The sequence below is a fragment of the Kitasatospora sp. NBC_01246 genome, assembly GCF_036226505.1.
GTDB lineage: Bacteria > Actinomycetota > Actinomycetes > Streptomycetales > Streptomycetaceae > Kitasatospora.
In genome coordinates this window covers 5,412,518-5,428,061 of the sequence record NZ_CP108484.1, presented here as the reverse complement: position 1 = coordinate 5,428,061, position 15,544 = coordinate 5,412,518, and the positions used below count along the sequence as shown (strand labels likewise).

Annotated in this window: 13 protein-coding genes; 6 read left to right on the top strand and 7 right to left on the bottom strand. The window is 71.2% G+C overall.

The features are described from left to right. Position 1 precedes the first annotated feature (1 nt). The 3 genes from OG618_RS23675 to OG618_RS23665 form a co-directional block, all read right to left on the bottom strand. Positions 2-829 (bottom strand): carbohydrate ABC transporter permease, encoded by an 828-nt coding sequence (locus OG618_RS23675; protein WP_329489549.1) that lies wholly within the window; start codon positions 827-829, stop codon positions 2-4. Further along, entirely contained in the window at positions 826-1,851 is a 1,026-nt protein-coding gene (locus tag OG618_RS23670) for a carbohydrate ABC transporter permease (protein WP_329489548.1), read from the bottom strand. Before OG618_RS23670 ends, OG618_RS23675 begins: the two co-directional genes overlap by 4 nt. Positions 1,852-1,939: 88 nt before the next feature. After that, positions 1,940-3,223 carry an extracellular solute-binding protein gene (locus OG618_RS23665; RefSeq protein ID WP_329489547.1) on the bottom strand — a complete coding sequence of 428 codons (1,284 nt, stop codon included), beginning with the start codon at positions 3,221-3,223 and terminating at the stop codon, positions 1,940-1,942. A 336-nt stretch (positions 3,224-3,559) separates the two neighbouring features. Between OG618_RS23665 and OG618_RS23660 the strand changes: the two genes are divergently transcribed. The 4 genes from OG618_RS23660 to OG618_RS23645 all read left to right on the top strand — a co-directional run bounded on the left by OG618_RS23660 (position 3,560) and on the right by OG618_RS23645 (position 7,514). Further along, positions 3,560-4,351: a GntR family transcriptional regulator gene (locus tag OG618_RS23660; protein WP_329489546.1), complete on the top strand. Its 792-nt coding sequence runs from the start codon at positions 3,560-3,562 to the stop codon at positions 4,349-4,351. Between the two features lie 319 nt (positions 4,352-4,670). Beyond that, positions 4,671-4,928: a DUF3311 domain-containing protein gene (locus tag OG618_RS23655; protein WP_329489545.1), complete on the top strand. Its 258-nt coding sequence runs from the start codon at positions 4,671-4,673 to the stop codon at positions 4,926-4,928. Next, positions 4,925-6,538 carry a monocarboxylate uptake permease MctP gene (mctP, locus tag OG618_RS23650; protein WP_329489544.1) on the top strand — a complete coding sequence of 538 codons (1,614 nt, stop codon included), beginning with the start codon at positions 4,925-4,927 and terminating at the stop codon, positions 6,536-6,538. Before OG618_RS23655 ends, mctP begins: the two co-directional genes overlap by 4 nt. A gap of 154 nt (positions 6,539-6,692) precedes the next feature. Next, positions 6,693-7,514, top strand: coding sequence for a histidine phosphatase family protein (locus OG618_RS23645; protein WP_329489543.1), 822 nt, complete (start codon positions 6,693-6,695; stop codon positions 7,512-7,514). A gap of 46 nt (positions 7,515-7,560) precedes the next feature. Here OG618_RS23645 and OG618_RS23640 read toward each other — a convergent pair whose 3' ends face one another. After that, positions 7,561-8,517: a helix-turn-helix domain-containing protein gene (locus OG618_RS23640; RefSeq protein WP_329489542.1), complete on the bottom strand. Its 957-nt coding sequence runs from the start codon at positions 8,515-8,517 to the stop codon at positions 7,561-7,563. Between the two features lie 442 nt (positions 8,518-8,959). On the opposite strand from OG618_RS23640, the gene OG618_RS23635 reads away from it, so the two are divergent. Both OG618_RS23635 and OG618_RS23630 read left to right on the top strand, forming a co-directional pair. Beyond that, positions 8,960-9,454 (top strand): GNAT family N-acetyltransferase, encoded by a 495-nt coding sequence (locus tag OG618_RS23635; protein WP_329489541.1) that lies wholly within the window; start codon positions 8,960-8,962, stop codon positions 9,452-9,454. A gap of 182 nt (positions 9,455-9,636) precedes the next feature. Next, a complete protein-coding gene (locus tag OG618_RS23630; RefSeq protein WP_329489540.1) occupies positions 9,637-11,883 on the top strand; it encodes an acyltransferase family protein in 2,247 nt (748 codons plus the stop codon). Here OG618_RS23630 and OG618_RS23625 read toward each other — a convergent pair. The 3 genes from OG618_RS23625 to OG618_RS23615 form a co-directional block, all read right to left on the bottom strand. Further along, positions 11,853-13,052, bottom strand: a complete 1,200-nt coding sequence (locus OG618_RS23625) for a glycoside hydrolase family 113 (protein WP_329489539.1) — start codon at positions 13,050-13,052, stop codon at positions 11,853-11,855. The two genes, OG618_RS23630 and OG618_RS23625, sit on opposite strands and share 31 nt — an antisense overlap. A 26-nt stretch (positions 13,053-13,078) precedes the next feature. Further along, a complete protein-coding gene (locus tag OG618_RS23620; protein ID WP_329489538.1) occupies positions 13,079-14,530 on the bottom strand; it encodes a glycosyltransferase family 2 protein in 1,452 nt (483 codons plus the stop codon). A gap of 71 nt (positions 14,531-14,601) precedes the next feature. Continuing rightward, positions 14,602-15,456: a hypothetical protein gene (locus tag OG618_RS23615; protein ID WP_329489537.1), complete on the bottom strand. Its 855-nt coding sequence runs from the start codon at positions 15,454-15,456 to the stop codon at positions 14,602-14,604. Between the last annotated feature and the right edge of the window lie 88 nt (positions 15,457-15,544).

Below are 15,544 nucleotides of genomic sequence, written 5' to 3'. Positions count from 1 at the left end.
GTCAGCCCTTCACTGCACCGTCGGTCAAGCCGCCGACGGCCTTGCGCTGGAGGAATACGAAGAGGATCAGCACCGGGAGGGCGAACAGCGTCGAGGCGGCCATGGTGGCACCCCAGTCGGTGCCGAAGTTGGTCTGGAACGAGGACAGCCAGAGCGGCAGGGTCTGCCCCTCGGTCTTGTTCAGGATCAGGACCAGGGGGAACTCGTTCCACGCGGTGATGAAGCCGAACAGCGAGGTCGACATCAGGCCCGGGGCGAGCAGCGGGAAGATCACCTTCACGAAGGCCTGGGTGCGGGTGCAGCCGTCCACCATCGCCGACTCCTCCAGCTCCTTCGGGACGGCGGCGATGAAGCTGCGCAGCGTCCAGATGGTGAAGGGCAGGACCATCATCATGTAGAAGGCGGTCAGCGGGACCAGGCTGTTCAGCATCTCGCTGTCGCGGGCGATCAGGTAGACCGCGATGGTCATGACCTCCCAGGGCGCCATCTGCGCAGCCATCACGACCAGGACGAAGGCCTTGCGGCCGCGGAACCGCATCCGGGCGATGGCGAAGGATGCCAGGGTCGCGATCACCAGCGAGATCAGCACCGCGACGACCGTCACCGTGAAGCTGTTGGTGACGTACGTCCAGAACTTGGGCGCGTTGACCGCCGTGGTGAAGTGGTCGAACGTCGCGTGGATCGGCAGGAAGACCGGCGTCCGGCTGACGATGTCCTTGTCGTCCTTGAAGGCCGTGATGACCATCCAGTAGACCGGGAAGATGAAGAAGACGAAGAGGACGAGCGCGATCACGTTCGGCCAGGTACGTCCGATGAGCGAGCGCCTCACAGCTCGTCCTCCTGCTTCAGAATGATCCGGAAGTAGTACGCCATCAGCACGCCGAGCATCAGGATGGTGAGCACCGCGATCGCGGCGCCGGTCCCGTAGTGCTGGGCGCCGGAACCCTCCAGGAAGGCGTGGACGGGCAGCGTCCGGGTGAGCGAGTCGGGGCCGCCCGCCTTGATCGCGTAGACCTGGGTGAAGGCCTTGAAGACCCAGATGACCTCAAGGAAGGTCGTGGCCAGGAAGAACGGCCGCAGGCTGGGGAAGATCACCGAGGTGAAGATCTTGGCGGGGCCGGCGCCGTCCATCCGGGCCGCCTCGTAGAGCTCCTTCGGGATGGTCGTCAGACCGGCGTACATGTTGAACGCCACGAAGGGGATCGAGCCCCAGACGATCAGCAGGATGATCACGAAGAAGGTGGAGTACTGGCTGCCGGTCCAGTTGTAGGCGGCCATCGAGTGCCAGCCCAGCTGGTCCAGGAACCAGTTCACGACACCGAAGCGGGTGTCGAACAGCCAGGTGTAGACGGTGGTCGCGGCGACCACCGGCATGGCCCAGGCGAGGAGCAGGCCGACCGAGAGCACCAGCCGCATCTTCTTGCCGAGCCGGTTGAGCAGCAGGCCGACCAGCGAACCGCCGACCATGATCAGGACCACGTTGACCAGGGTGAACGCCACCGTCCGGCCGGTGACCGCCCAGAAGTCGGCGTTGGTCAGCTGCTCGGTGTAGTTCTCGAAGCCGTTCCACTCGGTCAGGTGCTGGACGAGCTGGCGCGCGTTCAGGTTCTGGAACGAGACCAGCACGGTCTTCAGCAGGGGCCAGCCCAGCAGGCCCAGGGTCACCACGGTGGCCGGCAGCAGCAGCAGGTACGGGGCGAACCGCGTGCCGAAGCCCGGTCCGCCCGCTGTTCTGGTGCTCTTCTTCGGAGTGCCCTCGGCGCCGCCGGCGACGCTCGTCTCAATAGTGGCCACAGCAGCCTTCCCTGTGTCCGGGGACTGTGTCTGCACCCGCTCCGAATGCACAGCCATCGTTCTCTCTTCCTGGAACCTGACCACGACGGACAGGCGCCGCCCACCGGCCCCCCGCCGGGGGCCGGTGAGCGACGCCGCTCGACTACTACTGCTTGGCGTTCAGACGCTTGGCGATCTCGTCGTCGGCCTTCTTGGCGGCGGCGGCGTAGTCACCGGTCAGGGCGCCGGTCAGGAACTCCTTGATGGGGTTCGGGTTGTTCTCGACGCTCGCCCAGTTCGGCGTGGTCGGGGTGATCCCGCCGGAGGAGGCGGCGACCTTGGCGGCGGCGGCGAAGTCGCCGACCACCTTGTCGTCCAGCGACTTCTTGTTCGGGATGCTGCCGGCACCCGCGACGAGACCCTCGTTCTTGTCGTTGAGGGCGATCTTCAGGAAGTCCTTGGCCATGTCGGTGTTCTTGCTCGCCTGGGCGATGGCCAGGTTCGAGCCGCCGAGGAACACGCCGGAGGCCTTGTCGGCGGTCTTGCCCGGGAGCGGGAAGTAGCCGATCTTCTCCTTCGGCATCTCCTTCTCGGTCGGGATCTCCCAGCCGAGGCCGATGATCGAGCCGATGTCGCCCTTGGCGAAGACGTCCTTCTGCTGCGGCTTGGCCTCGTCACCGTCCTTGGCGGCGGTGGCCGAGTAGCTCTGCAGCTTCTTGTAGGTGTCGAAGGCCTTCTGCGCCTCGGGGGTCGACAGACCGCCGGCCCACTTGTCGCCGTCCTTCTTCGCCAGCTTGCCGCCCTCGCTGGTGAGCAGACCGAAGTAGGTGTACCACTCCTGGCCCGGCATGTAGATCGGGTCGGTGACGCCGGGGACGGCCTTGACCTTCTCCAGGTCGGCGTAGAACTCGTCCAGGGTCTTCGGCGGCGTGGTGATGTTCGCCTTGCCCCAGATCTCCTTGTTGTAGGCGACCACGCGGTTGGTCACGAACCACGGGGCGGCGTACTGCTTGCCGTCCAGGATCGCGGACTCGCTCTGGTTGTCGTTCCAGTCGGCACCGCCCAGGGCGGCCTTGTCCTTGGTGATGTCGAGGAGACCACCGGTGGCCGCGTAGCCCGCGGTCTGGGTGTTGCCGACCTCGAGGACGTCGACCGAGCCCTCGGACAGCGCGGCGGTGACCTTGGGGCCGATGCCGGTCCACTCCTGGATCTGGTACTCGACCTTGGAGCCCGGGTAGGTGGACTCGAACTCGGTCTTGACCGCGTCGTCCCAGCCCTTGGGGGCCGAGCCGGACATCAGCCACACCTTGAGCGTCTTGCCGCTGTAGTTCTTGGCGGCGGACGAGGACGAGCCGGCCTTGTCGCCGTCGCTCTTGGCGTCCGAACCACAAGCCGCCAGGCCGACGACCATTGCTGCGACGCCGACCGCCGCGATGAGCTGACGCTTCACGCCATCCTCCTGAGGGATGCCTGAGTGACCCCCGTCGGGTGGCAGCGGCAGACCCACATAAAGCGGGAGGAAAGGTGCCGCGGACCCCATCGAACGGGTGGGGGGATTCATAGTTACCGATCTAGTGGTGTAGACCAGATGCCTGGAGCTTGGCCTAGACCAATGGGCCTGTCAACGGCTCTTAGACCGATCCGGACCACCCGTTATCAAGCCGACACCGCACATCGTTCATCGCGTGATGAGGTATTCGTTCCGTAGCCATACATGCAACGATGTGAGTTGTTAACGATGCGGCGGGGCGCCCAAAGACCCCGCGAGAAGCGGGAGACAGGTCCGATGAGCAGCGACGGGGGCAGCACGGCCCAGGTCAACGACCCCCAGGTGAAGAACCTCCCCGCGCAGACCGGCGCGGACGCCACCGCGCGGGTGCCCAAGTACTACGGCCTCAAGCGGCATCTGCTGCAGCTCACCGAGACCCAGCCGGCCGGTACCCCGGTACCGCCCGAACGGGCACTCGCCGCCCAGTTCGACACCTCGCGCACCACCGTCCGCCAGGCCCTCCAGGAGCTGGTGGTCGAGGGGCGGCTGGAGCGCATCCAGGGCAAGGGCACCTTCGTCGCCAAGCCCAAGGTCGCCCAGGCGCTCCAGCTCACCTCCTACACCGAGGACATGCGCGCCCAGGGCCTGGAGCCCACCTCCCGGCTGATCGAGATCGGCTACATCACCGCCGACGACCGGCTGGCCCCGCTGCTGGACATCAAGCCCGGCGGGCGGGTGCTGCGGATCGAGCGCCTGCGGCTGGCCAACGGCGACCCGATGGCCATCGAGGTCGCCCACCTCTCCGCGAAGCGCTTCCCGGCCCTGCGCCGCAACCTGGCCAAGCACAACTCGCTGTACACCGCCCTGCGCGAGGTGTACGGCGTCACGGTGGCCGAGGCCGAGGAGACCATCGAGACCACCCTGGCCACCCCGCGCGAGGCCGGGTTGCTCGGCTCCGACCTCGGACTGCCGATGCTCCAGCTCGCCCGGCACTCCTTCGACGCGGACGGCGACCCGGTCGAGTGGGTGCGGTCCATCTACCGCGGCGACCGGTACAAGTTCATCACCCGGCTCAAGCGCCCCGAGTAGGCTTCCGGCCGCTCCCCCACCGCTCTCCCGGCACCGGCGTACGCACGGCGTACGCCGGTGCCTTCGTACACGGGCCCGGCGCGCGGCGGCCCGCCCCGGCGCGCGGAGCGTCCGGAATGCGGGAAGTTCTGTCGTTCCCGGTGACACAGATCACGCCATGCTCTAGATTTCGCAGCCGTATTGACTGTCGATCACCAGTGGTGCTGCTCGGCGGGTTCCGGGGGGCTGTGCGGTGCTCCGGGGCTGCGGCGCCGTCGGGGTGAGCCCTCTGGAGCGGAGCCGAACCATGTCGTCAGATCCTGCTGCCACCGAACCTGTCATGCCCGAGCCACCGGGCCCGGCGGCCGTGCCGGCGGTGACCCCGGAACGGGTCCTGGCCGGGCTCGCCCTGCTCGTGCCGATCGTCGCGATGCTCTGGGTCTCCTCGTACGACAAGACCGACCCCGAGGCGGGCGGGGTGCCCTTCTTCTACTGGTACCAGCTGCTCTGGGTGCCGGTCTCGGCCGTCTTCACGGTGGCCGCGTACCTGCTGATCAACCGGGACGAGAAGGCCCGCAAGGCGGGTGGCGCACGATGAGCGGCGTCAACGTACCGGCCCTGACCGTCTTCGTCCTCTTCTTCGTGCTGGTCACCGTGATGGGCTTCATGGCCTCGCGCTGGCGCCGGGCCGACGACGCCCTGCACCTGGACGAGTGGGGCCTGGGCGGCCGCAGCTTCGGGACCTGGGTGACGTGGTTCCTGCTCGGCGGCGACCTCTACACCGCCTACACCTTCGTCGCCGTCCCGGCGGCGGTCTACGCGACCGGCGCGGCCGGCTTCTTCGCGGTGCCGTACACGATCATCGCGTACCCGCTGGTCTTCCTCTTCCTGCCCCGGCTCTGGTCGGTCTCCCGGGTGCACGGCTACGTCACCCCGGCCGACTTCGTGCGCGGGCGGTACGGGTCCAAGCCGCTCGCTCTGGTCGTGGCGCTGACCGGCATCCTGGCCACGATGCCCTACATCGCGCTCCAGCTGGTCGGCATCCAGGCGGTGCTGGACGTGCTGGGCGTCGGCGGCGGGGAGAACGCCAACTGGTTCGTCAAGGACCTGCCGCTCTTCATCGCCTTCGGCGTGCTGGCCGCCTACACCTACTCCTCCGGGCTGCGGGCGCCGGCGCTGATCGCCTTCGTCAAGGACGCCCTGATCTACATCGTGATCATCGTCGCGGTGATCTACATCCCGCTGCGGCTCGGCGGCTACGGGCACATCTTCGACGCCGTCGGCGAGAAGTTCAGCGCTCCCAAGTCGGCCGGCTCGCTCACCGTGCCCGAGAACAAGCAGTGGACGTACGCCACGCTGGCGATCGGCTCGGCGATGGCGCTCTTCATGTACCCGCACTCGGTGACCGGCGTGCTGGCCTCGAAGTCCCGCAACACCGTCCGCCGCAACATGGCGATCATGCCCGCCTACTCGCTGATGCTGGGCCTGCTGGCGCTGCTCGGCTTCATGGCGATCGCGGCCGGCATCGGCAAGGGCGACAAGAAGTTCAACGCCCAGCTCTCGGTGCCGCAGCTGTTCGAGAACATGTTCCCGGACTGGTTCACCGGCGTGGCCTTCGCGGCGATCGGGATCGGCGCGCTGGTGCCGGCCGCCATCATGTCGATCGCGGCGGCCAACCTCTTCACCCGCAACGTCTACAAGGAGTTCCTGAAGCCGGCCGCCACCCCCGCCGACGAGACCAGGGTCGCCAAGCTGGCCTCGCTGCTGGTCAAGGTCGGCGCGCTGGTCTTCGTGCTCAGCATGGACAAGCAGGCGGCCATCAACCTGCAGCTGCTCGGCGGGCTGTGGATCCTGCAGACCTTCGTCTCGATCGTCGGCGGCCTGTTCACCCGGTGGTTCCACCACTGGGCGCTGTTCGCCGGCTGGGCGGTCGGCATGATCTACGGCACCTGGGAGGCGTACGACATCGCCAGCCCCGCCACCAAGCACTTCGGCGGGAACGCCGCCGAGATCCCCGGCATCGGCGAGCTCGGCTACATCGGCCTCACCGCCTTCGTGCTCAACCTGGCCGTCTCGGTGGTGCTCACCCTGGTGCTCCGGGCGGTCAAGGCGCCGGACGGGCCGGACGAGACCCGGCCGGGCGACTACAGCGCCGAATCCGGCGACGAAGAGCTGAAGAACGCGCCGGAGCCCGTGGCGGCGCACTGATTCGCTCCGCGCGCGCCCTGTGACCGCGCCGCCTCCTCCGTGAACACTGGAGGAGGCGGCGCGATCATATGTATGAACGGCCGCACATGCAGGGCACCACCAGACCGGACCGGCATCCGGCCGGCACCCGATCGACCCACGGGGAGCAGCGGCGATGGCAGAGCTCGGCACCACACTCAACGGTCAGCACCAGTCCACCCACCGGCCCGGCCCGCAGGTCACCGCGGCGCCCTACCCGGCGGCGCCCGCCCCGCACACCGCGCCGGTGACGGCCCCCGGCCCGCTGCCGTCCGTGCTGATCGCCACCCGGCACGGCGAGTCCACCGCCAACGTCGAGTTCCAGCTCGCCGAGGCGGCCGGCGCGCTGAGCGTGCCGATCAGCTGCCGCGACGCGGACATCCCGCTCTCGCTCCAGGGCCGGCAGCAGGCCCAGGCGCTCGGCCGCTGGTGGGCCGGCCTGCCCAGCGCCGACCGCCCGCGCAGCGTCTGGTGCTCCCCCTACGAGCGCACCACCGAGACCGCCCGGATCGCGCTGGCCCAGGCCGCCGGGCTGGGCGCGGTACCGGTCTCGCTCGCCGTCCGCTACGACGAGCGGCTGCGCGACCGGGAGCTGGGCATCCTGGAGATGCTGCCCAAGGCCGCGATCGAGGCCAGGCACCCGGACGAGGCCGCGAGACGCCGCAAGATGGGCGAGCTCTACTACCGCCCGCCCGGCGGGGAGTCCTGGGCGGACGTGGCCCTGCGGGTGCGCAGCGTGCTGCGCGACATCTGCGCGGAGGAGGCCGGGCGACCGGTCCTGCTGGTCGCGCACGACTGTACGGTGCTGATGCTCCGCTACGCGCTGGACCGGCTCACCGAGGCGCAGTTGACGGCCCTGGACACGGTCCGCAACTGCTCCACCAGCCTGTGGCGGGCCGAGGCCGGGCGGCTGCGCCCGGCGCACTGGAACGACACCGGGCACCTGACGCTCGGCTGAGGCCGCGGGCCGTCGGCCGACGGCGGCAGGCCCGGGCGGGCCGCCGTCAGCCGGCCGCCGGTTCGGCGAAGCAGCGGCGGTACGCCAGCGGGGTCGTGCCGAGCCGGCGGCCGAAGTGGTGCCGCAGGGTGGCGGCGTTGCCGAAGCCGCAGCGCGCGGCGATCGCGTCGACCGGCTCGGCGGTACTCTCCAGCAGCCGCTGGGCGAGCAGCAGCCGCTGCCCGGTGAGCCAGCGGTGCGGGGTGGTGCCGGTCTCCTGCTGGAAGCGGCGGGCGAAGGTGCGCGGCGACAGGTGCACCCGGGCCGCCAACTGCTCGACGGTGGACTCCTCGTCCAGGTGGTGGCGCATCCAGTCGAGCAGCGGCGCGAGGGACTCGCCGTCCCCCTCGGGCAGCGGCCGGGCGACGAACTGGGCCTGGCCGCCCTCCCGGTGCGGGGCCACCACCATCCGGCGGGCGATCCCCCGGGCCACCTCGGCGCCCTGGAACCGGCGGACCAGGTGCAGGCAGGCGTCGATGCCCGCCGCCGTGCCGGCCGACGTGATCACCGGGTCGTCGTCCACGTAGAGCACGTCCGGCTCGACGGTGGTCCGCGGGAACCGGGCGGCCAGCTCCGCGGTGTGCCGCCAGTGCGTGGTCGAGCGGCGGCCGTCCAGCAGCCCCGCGGCGCCGAGCACGAAGGCGCCGCTGCAGATCGAGAGCACCCTGGCACCGCCCTCCACCGCCGCGCGCACGGCGTCCACCAGCGGCTCCGGGTAGTGCGGGCGCACCCCGGTGGCGGTCACCACGACGAGGTCGGCCCCGGCGAGCCGCTCCGGGCCGTACGGCACGTCCACCGAGAAACCGGCGTGGGTGCGGTGCGGCCCGGGGCGGGCACCGGCGACGGCGAAGTCGTACCGGGGCAGGCCGTCCGCGCTGCGGTCCAGGCCGAAGACCTCGCAGGCCACCCCGAGTTCGAAGGGGTGGAGCTCCTCCAGCACCACCGCGACCACGTTCTTCAGCATGCCGCCCAGGATGCCTCCCCGGGGAGCCCGCGGGGAAGGGCCCGGTGGCAGGATTTCGATGGGATCGGGCATTCCTGCCACTCGTGGCCGGCCTGCCGCGCCGCGAGAGTGGAGCCATGGACTCCGACACGCTCGCAAGTGCACTCGCCCTGGTCGGGACCGTCGGCGGTTTCGGACTGCTCGGCACCCTGATCGGGCGCGACGTGGCCCGCGGCGCCGCCACCGGCCGCGACAACTGGCACCGGCCCGGCGGGTACCCCGTCGACCCGGCGCTGCCCGACCGGCTCTACGGCACCATGCCGGCCGCCTCGCTGCGCCCCGACGCCGACCCGGCCGCCACCACCACCCCCGCCGTCGCCGGCCCCGCGGCGGCCGCTGCCACCGGTCGGCGGGCGGCCGCCCCGGCGCCCGCCGCCGGACGCGGCTCCGGCACACTGACCGGATGGACATCGTCATCCGCCCGGCCCGCGAAGCGGACCTCGAAGCAGCCGGCCACGTCACCGTCGAGGCCTTCGTCGGCGACGGTTACACCTCGCCCGAGAGCCAGTACGTCGACCTCCTGCGCGACACCGCCCGCCGGGCCCGGGAGGCCGAGCTCCTCGTCGCGGTCGACGCGGCCGAAGGACGGGTGCTCGGCTGCGTGACCTTCGCCGTGGGCGGCACCGAGTGGGCCGACATCGCCACCCCGGACGAGGGCGAGATCCGGATGCTCGCCACCGCGTCGGCCGCCCGCGGCCGGGGCGTCGGCGAGAGCCTGGTGCGGGCCGCCCTGACCCGCAGCCGCGAACTCGGCCTGGCCGGGATGGCCTTCTCCACCCGCCCCGACATGACGGCCGCCCACCGCATCTACGAGCGGATCGGCTTCCGCCGGACCCCGGAACGCGACTGGGCGCCGTACCCGGGGATGGACCTGATGGTCTACAGCATGGCCTTCTGACGGCCCACCGGGGGCGGTCCGGCCGCGGGCCGGCCCGCCGGTCAGGGGGCGGCGGAGCGGCGGGCCGGGGACCGGATCGGCCGGCTGCCCCGGCGGCCGACGAACGATCAGGCCGCTCTTTTGATATAAACCTCTGATCGAGACACGTCGTGGTAGCCCATCGATCAGAGGAGCAGCACCTCATGTACGACGGGCCCGGCATCGGCGCGCCCTCCGCGGCGAGCGGACCCACCCTGCAGGACATGCGCGAGGCGCGCGGGATCCCCGCGCCGCGCGGCAGCCGGTACGCGATCCCCGCGGAGCCGCCCGCCCACCGGCGGCCGGTGCCGCCGTCGGTGCGCTTCAAGGCGGTGGACGGCCTGCGCGGCCTCGCCATCGCCTCCGTGCTGCTCTACCACACCAACTGGTTCCAGAACGGCCTGTTCGGTGTGGACGCCTTCTTCGTCCTCTCCGGCTTCCTGGTCACCCTGGTCCTGATCCGGGAGCTGGACCGCACCGACGGCATCGCCCTCGGCGTCTTCTACCGCCGTCGGGCCAAGCGGCTGCTGCCCGGCCTGCTGGTCACCGTGCTCCTGGTGGTCCTCGTCTCGGCCCTGCTCAGCCCGCTCAAGGACGTGAAGGAGCTGCGCCCGCAGGCGCTGGCCGCGCTGGCCCAGGTCGCCAACTGGGCGCAGTTGGAGCGCGGTGACGCCTACTGGCAGCACTTCGCCGGCATCGACCCGCTGGCCGCGATGTGGTCGCTCAGCATCACCGAGCAGTTCTACGTGGTCTGGCCGCTGCTGCTGCTGCTGATCTACGCCGTCTGCCGCCGCTCGCTCAAGGCCGCGGGCATCGTGACCGGTGTGCTGTTCGCCGGCGCCGCCGCCGTCGCCCCGCTGATGTGGAACGGCTCCAACAGCGACCGGCTCTACCTGGGCACCGAGTCCCGCGCGGTCGGTTTCGCGGCCGGCGCCGCCGCCGCCTTCGTGGTCTACCTGCGGCTGCGCCGCACGGTCCAGGAGGGTCCGGAGTCGGGCTCGCGGGCCCAGCGGCGTTCGCCCGGCCGTCCGGGGGCCGGGAGCACGGTGCTGCCCACCGTGGTCGGCACCCTCGCGCTGGGCGGCCTGGTCTGGGCCAGCCTCAGCGTGGACAACTACCACGAGCCCTGGCTCTACCGGGGCGGGCTGGCCGGCGTCGCGGTGCTCTCGGCCGTCCTCGCCGCCTCGCTCTGCCACGACCGCGGTCCGCTGGTCCGGCTCCTCGCACTGCCGCCGCTGCGGCTCACCGGCACCATCTCCTACAGCCTCTACCTGCTGCACCTGCCGGTCTACTGGCTGCTCCAGCGGTTCGTCGACGACATCTCGCCGGCGCTGCTGCTGGCCATCGGCGCGCCCGTCTCGTGGGTGCTGGCCTGGCTGCTGCACACCGGCACCGAGCGGCTGCGGGTGCTGCGCTGGCGGCCGCTGCCGACCATCCCGCTGCTGGCCGCCGCCGCGCTGACGGCCACCGCCGGCGCCTGGTACCTGCCCGCCTGGGTCGAGCACGACATGCGCGGCGGCCCCGCCGACAAGCCGCTGGTACTCGCCCTCGGCGACTCCTTCTCCGAGGACCTGGCCACCGGCCTGTACCGGCACGGCGACCGCTTCCGGGTGGTCGACGGCGGCATCAGCGGCTGCGGCGTGTTCGGCTCCGAGAAGGTCCGCGGCACCTCCCGGGTGGAGTTCGACACCACGGACGACTGCCGCGACCGCACCGCGCTCTGGGCGAAGAGCCTGGACGGCGTCCAGGCGCAGGCGGTCGTCCTGCACCTCGGCTGGGACGCCGCCGAGCAGTACCTGGACGGCAGCTGGCTCAACCCCTGCGACGAGGACTACCGCACCCGGTACACCGCCCAGCTCACCCAGGCGACGGACCTGGTCCGCGAGCGCGCGCACGGCGCCCGGGTGCTGCTGATGAACGAGCGGGTGCAGAACGGCGCGATCAGCAAGGCCTGGGGCACCTGCTACAACCAGCAGGTCGGCGACTTCGTGAAGGCCTCCGGCGGCGCCGTCCAGCTGCTCGACCTGAACGCCTTCTACTGCCCCGGCGGCAACTGCCTCTGGAAGGACCGGGACGGCCACCTGGTCTCCCCCGCCACCGACGGCGTGCACCTCACGCCGGCCGGCATGCGGCTGGTGACGCCGTGGCTGGAGCAGCAGATCGCGGACGCGCTGGCCGGGGTCCGGCCGCCGGACGCGCCGGCTCCCCAGCCGACGCCGACCGCCCCGGCGACGCCGACCGCCCCGCCGGCCACCGAACAGGCCACCCCGACCGAGCAGCCGTCCCCGAGCCACTCGACGACCCCGTCCCGCAAGCCCACCACCACGCCGTCCCGCAAGCCCACCACCGGCCCGAGCCGGGCGGCGACCCCGCCGGCCGGTCAGCCGGCCGCGGCCTCCGGGACGGCGTAGGTCTGCGCGAAGCAGTCGCGGATCGCCTGCTCGGAGGCGGGGCGCCCGGCGAAGTCCATCCGCGGGGTGTCCTGGTTGGTGGGCAGGGTCGGGTCGATGCCGAAGTAGAGCGACCAGAAGTACAGTCCGGCCAGCTTCCGCTCCTGCGCCACCTGGCAGACCGCGGTGAACCAGGTGGCCTGCACGGGCTCGTTGAGCTCGCGCTTGGTGTAGAAGTCACCGGGCGTCTTGTAGGCGCCCTTCTGGGCCGGGATACCCACCTCGGTCAGCTTGGTGGTCGGCTGCGGGCCCTTGCCTCGCTTGTCCAGCCAGCCGTTCCAGCTGGCCGCCAGGTCGGCCGGGGTGGCGTCGTCCCCGGCCGACTTGGCCGGGAAGTAGGCGTCGACGCCGGTGCGCCCGGTCGGCACCGCGACGGCGCCCTTGGACCAGTTGTCCCAGTTGGCGTCGTAGGCCACCTCGCCGTGGAAGGTCTTCCCGGCCTGCTCGACCAGCGGGGCCCAGTGCGGGTCGGCCTCCAGCGAGTTGAACTCGGTACCGATGGTGAACTCGGTCGCGTCGTGCTCCTCGGCCGCCTTCAGGTAGGGCGCCAGGAAGGCCGCGTAGCTGGCGAACCAGGCGTCCCGGTCGGTGGGGGCGATGTTGCCGCGCCAGCCGTTGTTGGCCGGCTTCAGCGACTCCTCGTCCAGGATCGGCCGGACGGTGGTGCGCAGGCCCGCCCGGTGCGCGGTGTCCAGCAGGATCGCCAGCCGGTCCGGGCTCGGGGTGGTCGGCCGGGCGGCGACCGCGTTGGACTTGCTGCCCACCGTGTAGAACGGGAAGGACACCGAGAGCGCGTTGGCGTTCAGGCCGACCACGTACTTGACGATGCGGTCCGCCTTGCCCTGGACGAAGCTTTCCGGGTCGGCCGGGTCGTCCAGCCAGTACACCTGGACGCCCCACTCCGGGCTGCCCTTCGCCCACGGCCGGGCCACCTTGGGCCCGGTGTGCTCCGGCGGCGCGTCCTTGCCGAAGCCCCAGACCCGGCCCTGCTCGGCCGGGGCACCGGCCCAGTGCACCTCGGTCGGGCGCTTGTGGTCGAACTTGATCGGGTGGTCGCCCCAGACGATCGGCACGCCCACGGTGAGGCCGAGCACGACGGTCGGCAGGATGAAGATGACGAAGCGTTTCATATCTGGCAGCAGTCCCTGGTCGCCGGTCATGCCGGCTTGGCGATGACGACGAACTTGTTCTCCTCGCGGCGCAGGAACTTGATCAGTCCCCGCATCCCGCCCCAGCCCTCCAGCAGGGAGAACAGCGGGATGGCCGCCACCACCGCCATCGGCTCCCACCACTTGCGCCGGTGGTCGGCCGAGCCCACCACGTTCAGGCGCAGGCCCTCCCAGTACGTCCAGATCACGTAGGCGAAGTTGATCGACCAGATCAGCACCACCGACTGGGTCACCGGCGAGGTGTTCATCGTCCCGGTGAACCAGGCGATCAGCAGCACCAGGCCGACGTGCTGGAGAGGTCCGAGCACCCAGCTGACCATGCCCATCCCGATGAACAGCCGGAACCGCAGCGGGATGCTCTTGTTGAAGCAGAGCGCCACCAGGCCCCAGGCCCAGCGCTCGCGCTGCTTGAGGAAGTCCTTGAGGCCGGCCGGCGAGGCGCCGTAGCAGCGGCCGTTGAACCAGTCGCTGCGGCCGGGGTAGCGCACGCAGAAGTTGAGCGCCATCTGGGCGTCCTCGACGATGGTGTCGGGGCCGAAGTCCCAGCCGATGGTGGCCTCCACCGAGGAGCGCACCAGCAGCAGTTCGCCGTGCACGCCGGCGATCGGCGTCCCGGTCCCGGTCATCGCGCGGAAGCGGGCGATGTCGTCGGCCGGGCGGATCGCGTCGGCGAGCCAGGTGAAGGTGGAGACGGCGTTCTCCCGGGGGTACGTCAGGATCCCCTGGGCCATGTGCTTGGCGTCGTCCCCGGCCCGGCGCTGCCGGTTGATGAACTGGGCCACCGCGGCGGCGGTGTCCGGCCCGACCCCGGTGTCGTCGTCCATGTGCAGCACCCAGACGTCGTCCTCGGCCTCGCCCTCCTCGATCCGCAGCTCGTGCGAGTAGTGGTTGGCGCGGGCCTTGAACTTGGTTCCGTTGGGCGTCTGGTAGGCCTTCGGGACGGTCACCACCCGGATCAGCGGGTTGCGGGCGGCGAGCTCGTCGATCTTCTCGCCGGCCGCGCAGCCCTCCTCGGTGAGGATGTCCACCCGCATCCACGGGAAGTAGGCCGGCAGGTGGTCGACGTACGACAGCACCGAGCGCTCCAGCGCCGGGTAGGTGTCGTGCCGGCCGATGGTCGGCACCAGGACGATCAGGTAGTCGTCGTCGACCGGCACCGCCGGGGTCATCCGGTTCGCCTTGCGCAGTCGGCGGCGGACCATCAGCACACCCTGGAAGCCGATCAGCACGCCGAAGACCGGCATGCCCCAGAGGATCGTGATCGCCCAGCCGAGCGGGGTCGGGTTGGGCACGTACGCCCAGAGCGAGAAGCCGAAGATGATCACGAACGAGAGGTAGAACGGGACGATGCGCGGCTTCCACGACATCTGCCGGTCGGCGAGCCGAGCGGCCTCGCGGGACGTGGTGAGTACCGTCCGCGCGGGTGCTGGTGCTGTCATGGCGAAAGTCGTTCCTCGTCTGTTGCGTCTGTCCGTTCACCCCGCCGGTCCGGGCCGGCGGGTCCTGCTCGCTACCCCGGGTAGGGCGGCGTCCCCGGGGCCGGCGGAACCGGCCCGGGCGTCACCGGCGGGGCCGGCCACGAGTGCTGGGGCTGCGGGGGCTGCGGCGGGACGGCGGCCGGCGGCGGGGTCCAGCCGGGCTGCGTCCGGTCGTGCGGGGGGTGCGGAGGCTGCTGGGGCTGGGGAGCCTGCTGGGGCTGCGGGGGCTGCGGAACCTGCTGGGGCTGCGGAGCCTGCTGGGGCTGCGGCCAGGCCTGGGCGGGCTGCTGGGGCTGGGTCGGCGGGTGGCCGGGAGCCTGGTCCTGCGGCAGCGTCTGCAGCAGCGACCAGTGCAGTTGGCCGGGCTGCTGCCCCTGCTGCTGGGCGGGCAGCGGCTGGAACGGCGACGGCTGCCCGGCGGCCGCCCACGGGCCCGGCGCCGGTGCCCAGCGGGATCCGGTCCGGCGCAGCGAGACGACCAGCAGCACCGCCAGCGTCGCGGTGACGGCCACCCCGAGCCCGAAGGTCGCCAGCTTCAGCCAGCCCTCGGTGGTGCCGGTGAACCACCGGCGCTGCGGGGCGTCCAGCAGCGCGCCGGTCAGGCTGCGCACCCGGTTGTAGCCCTCGACCAGCGCCACGCCGACCACCACGCCGCGCGCCCAGTCCCGCCCGCGCAGCAGCAGGATGCCGGAGGTCAGGTACAGCACCGCGAAGTTGAGGCTGCCGGTCTCGGCGCCCACCGAGGAGCCGCCGTAGTAGAAGACGCCCTTGGCGAAGGTGGCGAAGCCGACCTGCCAGAAGCAGTTGTAGACCGCCCAGCCGAGCATCACCGCCCCCCAGGCCACCGCGAGGCCACCGGCCGGACGGTCAGGACGCGCCTGTGTCATCTCCCGTACCCCCGCCCCTGCCGGGCGCACCCGGCTTCAACCCGTTCGATTCCGGGCCACAGGATGCCACACGCGCGAACGGACCAGG